Source organism: Nocardioides houyundeii (genome assembly GCF_002865585.1).
GTDB classification, from domain to species: Bacteria; Actinomycetota; Actinomycetes; order Propionibacteriales; family Nocardioidaceae; genus Nocardioides; species Nocardioides houyundeii.
The window spans coordinates 3,394,755-3,407,437 of sequence record NZ_CP025581.1; the positions used below are offsets into that span (position 1 = coordinate 3,394,755).

The 12,683-nt window shown below is 70.8% G+C and carries 10 protein-coding genes; 1 reads left to right on the forward strand and 9 read right to left on the reverse strand.

Translation table 11 applies throughout. From position 1 onward, the window contains the following. Positions 1–32 precede the first annotated feature (32 nt). Genes C0R66_RS16310 through tmk form a run of 4 tightly spaced genes read right to left on the reverse strand, consistent with a single transcriptional unit; the run spans position 33 to position 3,470 of the window. Positions 33–956, reverse strand: a complete 924-nt coding sequence (locus tag C0R66_RS16310) for an alpha/beta hydrolase (RefSeq protein WP_241901680.1) — start codon at positions 954–956, stop codon at positions 33–35. Positions 957–961: 5 nt separating this feature from the next. Continuing rightward, positions 962–1,588, reverse strand: a complete 627-nt coding sequence (locus C0R66_RS19675; RefSeq protein WP_241901489.1) for a hypothetical protein — start codon at positions 1,586–1,588, stop codon at positions 962–964. Beyond that, positions 1,585–2,766 carry a DNA polymerase III subunit delta' gene (locus tag C0R66_RS16315; protein ID WP_240311828.1) on the reverse strand — a complete coding sequence of 394 codons (1,182 nt, stop codon included), beginning with the start codon at positions 2,764–2,766 and terminating at the stop codon, positions 1,585–1,587. Before C0R66_RS16315 ends, C0R66_RS19675 begins: the two co-directional genes overlap by 4 nt. Then, positions 2,763–3,470, reverse strand: coding sequence for a dTMP kinase (gene tmk / locus C0R66_RS16320; protein ID WP_241901490.1), 708 nt, complete (start codon positions 3,468–3,470; stop codon positions 2,763–2,765). Before tmk ends, C0R66_RS16315 begins: the two co-directional genes overlap by 4 nt. Positions 3,471–3,599: 129 nt before the next feature. On the opposite strand from tmk, the gene C0R66_RS16325 reads away from it, so the two are divergent. Then, positions 3,600–4,334 (forward strand): hypothetical protein, encoded by a 735-nt coding sequence (locus C0R66_RS16325; protein ID WP_158648082.1) that lies wholly within the window; start codon positions 3,600–3,602, stop codon positions 4,332–4,334. Between the two features lie 49 nt (positions 4,335–4,383). On the opposite strand, the gene topA is transcribed toward C0R66_RS16325, so the two are convergent. The 5 genes from topA to C0R66_RS16350 form a co-directional block, all read right to left on the reverse strand. Then, entirely contained in the window at positions 4,384–7,143 is a 2,760-nt protein-coding gene (gene topA / locus C0R66_RS16330) for a type I DNA topoisomerase (RefSeq protein ID WP_101525592.1), read from the reverse strand. A 329-nt stretch (positions 7,144–7,472) separates the two neighbouring features. Then, the gene (locus C0R66_RS16335; protein ID WP_101525593.1) at positions 7,473–8,966 is read right to left on the reverse strand and encodes a DUF7059 domain-containing protein; all 1,494 of its coding nucleotides are present in this window, start codon (positions 8,964–8,966) and stop codon (positions 7,473–7,475) included. A gap of 31 nt (positions 8,967–8,997) precedes the next feature. Then, a complete protein-coding gene (locus C0R66_RS16340; protein ID WP_101525594.1) occupies positions 8,998–9,597 on the reverse strand; it encodes a hypothetical protein in 600 nt (199 codons plus the stop codon). 114 nt (positions 9,598–9,711) lie between these two features. Beyond that, on the reverse strand, positions 9,712–12,039 hold the full coding sequence (locus C0R66_RS16345) for a sodium-translocating pyrophosphatase (RefSeq protein ID WP_101525595.1): 2,328 nt from the start codon (positions 12,037–12,039) through the stop codon (positions 9,712–9,714). A 189-nt stretch (positions 12,040–12,228) separates the two neighbouring features. Continuing rightward, positions 12,229–12,564, reverse strand: coding sequence for an STAS domain-containing protein (locus C0R66_RS16350; RefSeq protein WP_101525596.1), 336 nt, complete (start codon positions 12,562–12,564; stop codon positions 12,229–12,231). Positions 12,565–12,683 lie beyond the last annotated feature (119 nt).

A 12,683-nucleotide genomic window follows, 5' to 3' on the forward strand; every position in this document is an offset into this window, starting at 1 on the left:
GCTCCGGTGCCCGCCGCGGGCACCGGTCAAACTCAGCAGGTGACCTCGCCCTGGGGCACCACGTCGTCGAGCAGGTAGTCCTCGACCACCTCGTCCACGCACGAGTTGCCGGCGTTGTACCCGGTGTGGCCGTCACCGTCGCGCCGCACCAGGACGCCGGACTCGAGCTGGTCGGCGAGCGTCTCGGCCCACTCCATCGGGGTGGCCGGGTCCCGCGTCGTGCCGATCACCAGGATCGGTGCCGCCCCGGACCCGTCGATCTCCAGCGGCTCGGCCGGCTCGCCGACGAACCCCTCGCAGCCGATCAGGCCCCAGGCGAAGACCCGCCCGAAGGTCGGCGAGACCTTGTCGAAGGCGGCGTACTCCTGGGGGATCTGGTCCGCGGGCACGGAGGAGGGGTCGTCGAGGCAGTTGATGGCGTAGATCGCCTCGGAGGAGTTGTCGGTGTAGCCGTCGGGCCCGCGCGAGGAGTAGAGGTCCGAGAGCTCCATCAGCGCGTCGCCCCGGCCCTCGATGGCCTGCCGCAGCGCGGAGGAGAGCAGCGGCCAGTAGCTGCGGTTGTAGAGCGGCGCGACGATGCCGTAGAAGGCGTTGCCCACGGTCAGCTCCCGGTCACCGGAGGTGGGCAGCGGCTTGCGGTCGATCTCCGCGAGCAGCTTCTTGATCCGGGCCAGTCCCTCCTCGACGGTGTCGCCGAGGAAGCAGTCGCCGCTCTGGACGCAGTCGCTGACGTAGGACCGGATCGCCAGCTCGAAGCCGCCGGCCTGCCCCAGGCTCAGCTCGCGGCTGGTGGCGGAGACGTCCACCGCCCCGTCGAGCACCATCCGGCCCACCCGCTCGGGGAACAGCTCGGCGTAGGTGGCGCCCAGCTTGGTGCCGTAGGAGGCGCCGAAGTAGTCCAGCTCGGACTCCCCCAGGGCTGCCCGGAGCACGTCCATGTCGCGGGCGGCCTCCACGGTGCTCAGGTGGTTGGCCAGGTCGCCGGACCGCTTGGCGCAGCCCTGGCCGAGCCTGTCGGCCCAGTCCAGGAACTCCTGCTCCTCGTCCGGCTCGTCGGGGTCCGGGTCGCTGGCCAGGTAGGCGTCCAGCTCGGAGTCGCTGAGGCAGTCCACCGGGTTGCTGCGGCCGGTGCCGCGGGGTCGAAGCCGACGATGTCGAAGTAACGGCGCAGCGGCTCGCGGAAGGCCAGACTCGCCTGCGCGGCGTACTCGGTGCCGGGAGCCCCGGGGCCGCCCGGGTTGACCACCAGCGACCCGACCCGGCGCTCCTGGTCTCCGGCAAGCACCTTGAGCAGCGCGATGTCGAGCTCCTTGCCGCCGGGCTCGTCGTAGTCCATCGGCACCTTCAGCCAGCCGCACTCGAAGCCCTGGCCGCACCCGGACCACTCCACCTGCTGGGTGTAGTACGGCGCGAGGTCCGGCTCGGGTGCGTCGGTGGCCCCGGCGGAGTCCGCCTCCGAGGCCGGAGGACGTTGCGGGGCTGCGATCGTCTCGGCCTGCTGGTCGTCCTCGGTCAGCAGGTAGAGGCTGACCAGGACGGTGCCGAGCACCAGGGCCAGAACGCAGACCAGGGCGACGATGCGCTTCACGAGGCCCTGCTCCCGTCCAGTCGCAGTGCGACCATCATCGACTCCAATGCCATCACGGGTGGGACGTTGAACTCCAGCATCTGCTCACGCGCGGTGAAGATGGCCTCGATGCGCCGCAGGTGGTCCTCCGGGCTCGACTTGCGGGCCAGCAGCGCGATGTCGGCGCGGATCTCCTCGTTGACCAGAGCGCCCGGTGCCCCGACCTTCATGGCGATCGCGTCCCGGTAGACCGAGACCAGGTCCATCAGGCCGCGGTCGACCACGTCGAGCACGCGGCGCTTGGCGCGGGTCTTCTGCGCCTTCTCCAGGTCCCGCAGGGCGGGGGCGTACTCCTTGGGGCGCTTGCCGCGCCCCTCCACCCCGTAGGAACGGTCGAGCTCGGACTTCTCACGCGCGTCCAGCACCGAGCAGAGGTCCTCCGCCTCGGCCTTGGCCAGCTCGTGCAGGTTACTGGCGGCGTTCATGGCCGAGCCGAGCGAGGTCAGCCGGGCCGGCCAGCGGACCATCTCGTTGCGCCGGTTGCGGGTCGCCTCGTCGCGTGCCAGCGCCCGGGCGCGACCGATGTGTCCCTGGCTGGCGCGCGCGGCGTGGGCCGCGAGCGGCTCGGGCACCCCTTCGGTGCGGACCAGGAACGCCGCCACGTCGGCGGCCACGGGAGTGGTCAGGGTGACCAGCCGGCAACGGGAGCGGATGGTGACCAGCACGTCCTCGGCCGTGGGGGCGCACAGCAGCCACATGGTGCGGGGGTTGGGCTCCTCGATGGCCTTCAGCAGCGCGTTGCAGGCCTGGTCGGTGAGCCGGTCGGCGTCCTCGATGATCATGATCTGCCAGCGCCGACCGTTGGGCGAGAGCGCGGACTTGCGGACCAGGTCGCGCACCTGGGCGACCCCGATGGAGAGCTGCTCGGTCTGCACCAGCGTCACGTCGGCATGGGTCTTGCTCAGCACCGTGTGGCAGGCGTGGCAGGCGCCGCACCCGCCGCGCTCGCACTGCAGCGCGCCGGCGAAAGCCAGGGCAGCGTTGGACCGACCCGACCCCGGCGGGCCGGTGAAGAGCCAGGCGTGGGTCATGCCGTCGCCTGCGGCGGCGCGGCTCAGCAGCTCGATCACGTGGCGCTGCCCCACCAGGGTGTCCCACACCGCGGTGGCGCCGGGCGCCGGGACGGTCGTGGTGCTCACGGCCTGCTCCCGGTCGCCTGGGCCGTCTGGGTCTGGGTCTGGGTCGTCTGGGTCTGGGTCGCCTGGTCCAGCAGGGGCGCCAGCCGCTCCAGGATCGCGGCGCCGATGTCGGCCACCGGGAGCCGGGCGTCGAGCACCAGGTAGTGCTCGGGGTCGGCGTGCGCCATCTCCAGGAAAGCCGCACGCACCCGCTGGTGGAACTCCAGCGACTGACCCTCGATGCGGTCCCGCCCGGTGAACCGGCCCAGGCCCACCTGGGGCGCCAGGTCCAGCACGACCGTCAGGTGCGGCCGCAGCCCGTGGGTGGCCCAGCGCATCACCGGCTCGACCTCGACGGCGCTCAGGGCGCGCCCGGCGCCCTGGTAGGCCAGGGCGGAGTCGACGTAGCGGTCGGTGATGACCACCTCGCCCCGGGCCAGGGCCGGGAGGACCACGGTGTCGACGTGCTCGGCCTTGTCGGCGGCGTAGATGAGCGCCTCCGTCCGGTCGGACAGGTCGCCGGTGGCCGGATCGAGCACGATCCGGCGCAGCTGCCCGCCCACGGCGGTGTCGCCCGGCTCGAAGGTCAGCACCACGGCGTACCCCTGGGCGGTCAGCCAGTCACGCAGGGCGCGGGACTGGGTGGACTTGCCGGCGCCCTCCCCGCCCTCGAAGCAGACGAAGACCCCGCTCTCGGCGAAGACGGGCAGCGCGGGTGAGGTCACAGGCACAGCCTACGGTCGGCCGGGGACAGCCGGGCCGACCGTAGGCGAGATCAGCGGCGTCGGGCCGTTTCAACCCGCCGGCGGAAGGGTAGGGCCGGGGGTACTCACCTCGTCGCCGAAAGGGCTCCCATGCCTCGTTTGCTGCGCCCCTCCACCGTCCTGATCGCCGGAGTGCTCGGCCTGGGGGCGCTCGGCGTCCCCGCGCAGGCAGACCCCACGTCCGCCAGTGCGAGCGCGGCTCCGGGCGTGCTCTACGACGGCTGCACGGATCACCCGATCAACTACTCGGTAGCGCCGCCGCTGAACGCCTACACCTGGTCCCTCCAGCTGGTCTTCCAGGCCCCGGACGGCACCAGCGCCGGCACCGCCTACATCAGCAAGGGCGACCCCACCACCGGGGTGGAGACCAAGCAGTTCTGCCCCGGGGAGGACCTCCCGGGCAGCTACTCGGTGACCGGGACGTACTCGGTCATGGTGCCGGGCACGGGATCCAACTCGACCACCACCGCCACCGCGATCACCCCCTTCTCCTTCGACCTCCGGCTGCCCAGCAACCAGGTCACGGCCAAGCCGGCGGCGAAGAAGGTGAAGGTCGGCAAGCAGGTCAAGGTGCGCGTCACCGTGGCCGACGAGCGCCCCTCGGGTGGCCTCTTCGGCACCAGCAGCGCCAAGGTCCAGCTGCAGCGCAAGAAGGGCGCCAAGTGGGTCTCGGTCGCCGGGGCCAACGGCTACACCAAGAGCTCCGGCAAGGCGCTGCTGAAGTTCAAGCAGAAGTGGAAGGGCAAGACCACCTTCCGGGTCGTCGCGGACCTGGGTGACCTGGGCAAGGGCACCTCCGCCAGCTTCAAGGTGCGCGGCCGCTGACGCCGCCGGGCCCGGGCCCTCGCGAGGAGGGTCCGGACCCAGGGTCGCGTCAGGCCTGGTCGGCGGCTGCCGCCGTGGTCTTCTTCGCCGCGGCTTTCGTGGTCTTCTTGGCGGCCGTCTTCGCCGTGGTCTTCTTGGCAGCCGTCTTCTTGGCGGCGGCCTTCTTCGCGGGCGCCTTCTTGGCCGGCGCCTTCTTCGCACCCTTCTTGGCCGCCTTCTTCGCGGGCCCGCGCTCGCGGCGCTCGGCGAGCAGCTCCGCGGCCCGCTCCAGGGTGATCGCGTCCACCGTGTCCTCCTTGCGGAGGGTGGCGTTGTACTCCCCGTCGGTCACGTACTCGCCGAAGCGACCGGCCTTGACCACCACCGGCTGTCCCGAGACCGGGTCGTTGCCCAGCTCCTTCAGCGGCGGCGTCGCCGCGCCGCGGCCCCTGGCCTTGGGCTGGGCGTAGATCGCCTCGGCCTCCTCCAGGGTGATGGTGAACAGCTTCTCCTCCGACTCGATGGTGCGGGAGTCGGTGCCCTTCTTCAGGTAGGGCCCGTAGCGACCGTTCTGCGCGGTGATCTCCACGCCGTCGGCGTCGGTGCCCACCACGCGGGGCAGGGACAGCAGCTTCACTGCGTCGTCGAGGGTGACGGTGTCCAGCGACATCGACTTGAACAGCGACCCGGTGCGCGGCTTGGCCGACTTCGGGGCGTCCTCTCCCAGCAGCTCGGTGACGTAGGGCCCGTAGCGGCCGTTCTTGGCCACCACCTTCAACCCGGTCTCCGGGTGCACGCCCAGCTCGATCTCCTCGCCCGCGGGGTTGGCCAGGAGCTCCTGGGCCTTCTCCATGGTCAGCTCGTCGGGCGGCAGGTCGTCGGGCACGTTGGCCCGCTTGCCGGCCGGCGCACCGTCGTCTCCCGGGCCCTCGATGTAGGGCCCGTAACGGCCCACCCGCAGGTTGACCCCGGAGTCGGGTCCGCCGATCGGGAAGGTCGCCAGCTCGCGGGCGTCGATGTCGCCCAGCCCGGTGACCAGCGGGTGCAGCCCGTCGACGCGGTCCGAGCCGTAGTAGAACTCGGCCAGCTCGCTGACCCGGTCCTTGCGGCCCGCGGCGATCTCGTCGAGGCGGTCCTCCATGTCGGCGGTGAACTCGTAGGAGATGTGGCGCGGGAAGTGCTCCTCCAGCAGCCGGATCACCGAGAAGGCGATCCAGGCAGGCACCAGGGCGGTGCCCTTCTTGTAGACGTAGCCGCGATCGATGATCGTCTTGATGATCGAGGCGTAAGTCGAGGGGCGGCCGATCTCGCGGTCCTCGAGCTCCTTGATCAGCGTCGCCTCGGTGTAGCGCGAGGGAGGCTTGGTCTCGTGGCCGTTGGCGGTCACCGACGCGGCGCTGACACCGGCGCCCTCGACCAGGGCGGGCAGCCGCGTCTCCTGGTCGTCGCGCTTGGCGTCGGAGTCGTCCAGGCCCTCGACGTAGGCCTTGAGGAAGCCGTGGAAGGTGATGACCCGGCCACTGGCGGCGAAGACCACGTCCTCGCCGGTCGAGGCGGCGCCACCCAGGCGCACCGAGACGGACTGGCCGACCGCGTCCTTCATCTGCGAGGCCACGGTGCGCATCCAGATCAGCTCGTAGAGCCGGAACTGGTCGCCGGTGAGCCCGGTCTGGGCGGGGGTGCGGAAGGACTCGCCGGCGGGGCGGATCGCCTCGTGCGCCTCCTGGGCGTTCTTCACCTTGGTGGTGTAGGTGCGGGGCGCGTCGGGGAGGTACTCCGCGCCGTACAGCTCGCGGACCTGGTCCCGGGCCGCGCCGATGGCACCGGCCGACAGCGTGGTGGAGTCGGTACGCATGTAGGTGATGAAGCCGTTCTCGTACAGCCGCTGCGCCACCGACATCGCCACCGAGGCGGTCATCCCGAGCTTGCGCCCCGCCTCCTGCTGGAGGGTGGTGGTGCGGAACGGGGCGTACGGCGAGCGCTTGTAGGGCTTGGACTCCACCGAGCGCACGGTGTACGCGGTGTCGTACAGGCCGGCGACGAGCGTCTCGGCCGCCTTGCGGTCCAGGTGGACGACGGAGTCGGCGGACTTGAGCACGCCGTCGGGGCCGAAGTCGGAGCCGCGGGCGACCCGCTTGGCGTCGATGGAGTGCAACCGGGCGGGGAACATCCGCTGCGCGTGCTCCGCACCGGCGTCGAAGGTGCCCTCGAGGTCCCAGTAGGAGGCCTGCTTGAACTGCATCCGCAGCCGCTCGCGGTCCACGACCAGCCGGGTGGCCACCGACTGCACCCGACCGGCGGAGAGGCCGGACATGACCTTCTTCCACAGCACCGGGGAGACCTCGTAGCCGTAGAGGCGGTCCAGGATCCGCCGCGCCTCCTGGGCCTCCACGAGGTCCATGTCGATCTCGCGGGGGTTGTCGGCCGCAGCCAGGATCGCCGGCTTGGTGATCTCGTGGAAGACCATCCGCTTGACCGGGATGCCCTTGGGCTTGAGCTCGTCGAGGAGGTGCCACGCGATGGCCTCGCCCTCGCGGTCCTCATCGGTGGCCAGGAAGAGCTCGTCGGCGTCCTTGAGCAGGCCCTTGAGCTTGCTGATGTGGCTCTTCTTGTCGCGGGGCACGACGTAGTAGGGCTCGAAGCCGTTCTCCACGTCGACGCCCAGGCGTCCCCAGGACTTGTCCTTGATCTTGGCCGGGGTGTCGGCGGCACTCTGGGGCAGGTCCCGGATGTGACCGATGGAGGACTCGACCACGTATCCGGAGCCGAGGTACCCACCGATGGTGCGTGCCTTGGCGGGGGACTCCACGATGACCAGCTTGTGTACCACTTGTTTCCTAGCTCCTCAGTTCGCCCCAGACGGGACTCAGCGCCGACACGGTAGCGCGCCCTGGCCGGGTTTCCGTCAGGAGCGTCCGCAGGCAGGCACCCCTTGGTCCTGATAGGGGCTATGCCGATTTGGTGATTCAGGCTCCGCTTACCCCCAGCCTGACATAGACCCGTCTGGCCCGCTCGGGTGATATTGGGACCGGCACCTTCTCCCGGGCGCGCCACGGTACGTACCGTGGCTGGGCGTTCTGGAGATGTGGGGGCATCAGGACGCCGCACCAGGGCCGGGGGTGAGGATGGCGGTCCGCACTCCCGGCCGCGGCCCTCCGCTCAGACCTCCAGGAACCCCTGCGCCACCATCTCGGTCAGGGCCGGCAGGTAGGTCCGGCGCAGCTCGCGGGGGTCGGCCTCCAGCAGCGCGCCGACGGCGTCCAGGATCTGCCGCACGGTGAGGTCGCCGTCGCAGGCGCCGACGACCGCCGCCTCGACGGTGTCGACCTGTCGGGCCCGGCGCAGCCCACGCTGCTGACGCAGCACGATCGTCTCCGGGTCCTCGGCCCCCGGCTGGCCCTGGGTCTCCTGCCGTACGTCGGTGCGCAGCCTCAGGCGGACCTCGGCCAGGTCGCCGTGGGCCGCGAGCCGCTCCTGCGCCCGGGCCCACTCCCCGATCGCCGGGGCGATCGGCTGCTCCACCTCGTAGGGCCACTCGAGCAGCTCCCGCACCCCGGCCACGCTCGCCGACCGATGAAGGTTGATCCAGCCGAAGCCCACACCCTCGATGCCCTGGTCGTCGAACCACGACAGCCAGGTGTCGTAGCGGCGGGCGTAGTCCGCCGCCCCGTGCAGCCCGGCGTCCTTGAGCCACAGCTCGACGTACGAGGCGGGGTCCAGCACCTCCCGCTGGACCACCAGCGCCGCGCAGTCCTCGCTGAGCCACTCAGCCAGGCGCTCGTCCCAGGTGCGGTCGCGGGTGATGACCCAGTTGGCCAGCACCTGGCACCAGCCGCCGTCGTTGAGCAGCTCCGGCGCCCGGCGCACGATGTCCTCGACCACGCGGTCCCCGGGCAGCCCGGAGTCGCGGTAGACCAGCCGCTCACCGGTCGCCGGCGAGATCACGAACGGCGGGTTGGTGGCGATCAGGTCGAAGCGCTCGCCGGCCACCGGCTCGAAGAACGAGCCCTCCCGTACGTCGATCCGGTCCGCACCGCTCGCGCTGGGAGGGACGTCGTTGAGCTCGGCGTTGAACCGGGTCATCCACAGCGCCCGGGTGTTCACGTCGGTGGCGACCACGGTGTCGCTGTGCCGGGCCAGGTGCAGCGCCTGGACCCCGCACCCGGTGCCGAGGTCCAGGGATCGGCCCACCGGCTCGCGCACGGTCAGCTGGGCCAGCGAGGTGGACGCGGAGCTGATGCCCAGCACGTGGTCGGTGCCGACCCGGTTGGGGCTGCCGTCCAGACCGGGGGTCAGGTCGCTGACGACCCAGAGGTCGCCGTCGTCGGTGGCGTAGGGGCGTACGTCGAGCCGCGCCGCCACCTCGCCGACCGACTGCTCGACGATGCCTGCCACCGCCATCCGGTCGACCAGCCCGCCCAGGGCCCGCTCGGCCTGCTCCCGGGAGACCGGCACCTGCAGCAGGAAGAGCCGGGTCAGCGTCTCCAGGGGGGAGCCGCCACGGGTGACCCGCAGCCCCGGGGTGGTCTCGTTGCGCCCCAGGGCCGCGTGCGCCTGTTCCCCGAGGAGCTCGGCGACCGCGTCGTAGGTGAAGCCGGCCGCGAGCACGGCTGAGCGGAGGTCCCTGGCCAGGGACGTGGCCTTGTTCTGCATGTGCGCATCCTCGCAGAGCCCCCCGCTGTGGCTACTCGGTGTCGGGCTGGGGGGTCGCGCTGTCCATGCCGCTCATCACGCACGCGGTCAGCTCGCTGAACAGCCCGCCCTCGCCGCCGGCCATGGCCTCCTCGCCCTCGACCATCACGGTGACGAAGAACTCGCGCAGGTTGTCCTCGGTCATGGCGTCGGAGACACAGGTCTTGGTCTCCTCGTCCATCGACTCGTCGTCGGCGAAGTCGGCGAGCATCTGCTCACGGAGGTCCACGCCGCACTTCTCGAAGTTGTCGTAGATCTCCCCGCCCTCGTCCTTGCTGAGCTTCAGCTCGGTGAACTCCAAGCCCTCGGACTCCTTGGCCCACTCCTCGGCGGTGCCGATCTTCTCGAGCCGGTCCACCCCGATCACGTCGACGAACCCCTCGCTGAAGCAGGTGGCCTGCTTCTTGTCCATCGGGGAGTCCTCGCCCTCCGAGAGCGAGGTCGCCATCGCCTCGACGTACGGCTGGGCGCTGTCGCTGGTGCCGTTGCCACCGCTGAAGTCGGGCGACTTGTCGTCGTCGTCGCCACCACAGGCGGAGAGCACCAGGGCCAGGGCGGGCACGAGCAGCAGCAAGCGGGGGCGAGACTTCATCGAGTGTCCTTGGAATGAGGGATGGGACAGGGCATCGTGCGCGCCCGGCTTCGCCGATCATAGGGACTGGGTCGAGCCGATGGCAGCCCCTGGGCGATTGTCCGCCGCATCGGCTCAGGCGGTGTGGTGCGGGGCGAAGGCCGAGGATCCGGTGTCGTCCCCGTCGTCGCTGATGGCGATCTCGCGACGTCCCGAGATCACCACCGCGACCGCGATGACGGCGACGGCGACCAGGGCGATGGCGATGCGGGCGACGTCGTTCTGGTCCTCCCCCACGCTCAGGGAGACCACGGCGCTGGCGATCAGCAGCGAGACCAGGTTCATCACCTTGATCAGCGGGTTGATGGCCGGACCGGCGGTGTCCTTGAACGGGTCGCCGACGGTGTCGCCGATGACGGTCGCCTCGTGGGCCGGGGAGCCCTTGCCGCCGTGGTGACCGTCCTCGACCAGCTTCTTGGCGTTGTCCCAGGCGCCGCCGGCGTTGGCCAGGAAGACCGCCATCAGCGTGCCCGTGCCGATCGCGCCGGCCAGGAACCCGGCGAGCGCGGTGACGCCGAGCCCGAAGCCCACCGCCACCGGGGCAAGCACCGCGAGGAGACCAGGGGTGACCAGCTCCCGCAGGGAGTCGCGGGTCACGATGTCCACGACCTTGCCGTACTCCGGGCGGGCGGTGCCCTCCATGATCCCGGGGATCTCGCGGAACTGGCGGCGCACCTCGTAGACCACCGCGCCGGCGGCCCGGCCGACGGCGTTGATCGCCAGCCCGGAGAACAGGAAGACCACCGCGGCTCCCAGCAGCACCCCGACCAGGACCGCCGGGTTGTACACCGCGAAGCTGAGCAGGTTCTGCTCGTCCAGCGTCGGCCTGGCCTCGACCAGCGCGTCGGCCACCGAGGTGGCGTAGGAGCCGAACAGCGCGGTCGCCGCCAGCACCGCGGTGGCGATGGCGATCCCCTTGGTGATGGCCTTGGTGGTGTTGCCCACCGCGTCCAGCTCGGTGAGGATCTGGGCGCCCTCGGGGCTGACGTCGCCCGACATCTCCGCGATGCCCTGGGCGTTGTCGGAGACGGGACCGAAGGTGTCCATCGCGACGATCACCCCGACCGTGGTGAGGAGTCCGCAGCCGGCCAGTGCGACCGCGAACAGCGAGACGGTCAGGGTGGCCCCACCGAGGAGGTAGGCCCCGAAGACGGCCGTGCCGATCACCAGGGTGGTGTAGACCGCGGACTCGAAGCCCACCGAGAGGCCGGACAGGATGACGGTGGCCGCGCCGGTCATCGAGGTCTTGCCGACGTCCTTGACGGGACGGTGCTCGGTGCCGGTGTAGTAGCCGGTGAGGGCCAGGATGCCGGCCGCCATCACGATGCCGATGACCACCGCCGCGGAGGCGATCAGCCGAGGGTCGCCCGAGGCCCCGGCGATGTCCGTGCCGGTGGCGTTGCTCAGCTCGCCGAAGCTGCTGGGCAGGTAGAGGTAGGACAGGACCACCGACGCGACCGCGCCCACGGAGGCGGAGACGTAGAAGGCGCGGTTGATGGTGGCGAGGCCGTTCTCGCCGGCGCGGGGGCGGGTGATGTAGACACCGAGCACCGCGGTCAGCGCACCGATCGCGGGGATCAGCAGCGGGTAGACCAGGCCCTGGTCACCGAACGCCTGGGACCCCAGGATGAGCGCGGCCACCAGGGTCACGGCGTACGACTCGAAGAGGTCGGCGGCCATGCCGGCGCAGTCACCGACGTTGTCGCCCACGTTGTCGGCGATCGTGGCGGCGTTGCGCGGGTCGTCCTCGGGAATGCCCTGCTCGACCTTGCCGACCAGGTCTGCCCCGACGTCGGCGGCCTTGGTGAAGATGCCGCCGCCGACCCTCATGAACATCGCCAGCAGGGCGGCACCGAAGCCGAACCCCTCCAGCACGTGGGGCGCCTCGTCACGGAAGATCAGCACCACCGAGCTGGCGCCGAGCAGGCCGAGGCCCACCGTGGCCATGCCCACGAATGCGCCGGTCCGGAAGCCGATGGTCATCGCGGTCTCGCGACCCTCGTTGTCGGCGGCCGCAGCGACCCGGAGGTTGGCGCGGACCGCGAGCGACATGCCGAGATACCCGATGGCTGCTGAGAACCCCGCACCCAGCAGGAAGAAGATCGACCTGCCCACCCGCACCGACATGTCGTCCGCGGGCAGGGCGAGCAGGGCCAGGAAGGCGATGACGGCGAAGACCGCCAGGGTCCGGAACTGCCGGGTCAGGTAGGCGTTCGCGCCCTCCTGGACCGCCTGGGCGATCGCGCGCATCGCGGCGGTGCCCTCGCCGGCGGACAGCACCTGCCTGCGGAACACCGCGGCCATGGCGAGCGCGGCCAGTGCGATCGCGAGCACCACGACGACCAGGGTGAGGTTGCCGCCGGAGAGCTCCGGCTCAGCGAGGAAAGGAACGGTCCCGAGCATGCGCGTCCTCCATCGGTTCGCGGTCAGCGATCGAGGCGGAGTCTACGCAGATGTGAGCGCTCTCACGCGACCTGATGTGACGTGGGTCACATCAGTTGGGCGATAGTCGAGCACAACGACCGAACCGCCCGTCCCAACGGGACAGGCGGCGAGGTACGGCGCGGTACGGCGAGGTGAGGCGCGGGCAGGTCAGCCGGCGAGGGCGCTCTGCTGGTCGTCGTGGATCGCGAAGACCTTGGCCAGGCCGGTGATCCGGAAGATCTTCAGCAGTCGGTCCTGGTGGCACACCAGCGCCAGCGAGCCGTCGTGGGCACGGACCTTCTTCAGGCCGCCCACCAGCACACCGAGACCGGTGGAGTCCAGGAACTCCACGTCTGCCAGGTCGATGACGATGTCGTAGACACCGGCCGCGACGAGCTCGGTGATCTTGTCCCGCAGCTTGGGGGCGGTGTAGACGTCGATCTCGCCCCCGACCGCGACGACGGTCTTGCCGTCCACATCGCGCGTCACAAGAGTCAGGTCCACGTCGCTTACTCCTCGACCTTCCCGGGGGTTCATGCCGGGGACGGTACGTCCCCATGCCTGGTGCGCAAGATATCAAACCACGGCTGGCACCTATGTCGGCGCCACTTGTCACACTTGTG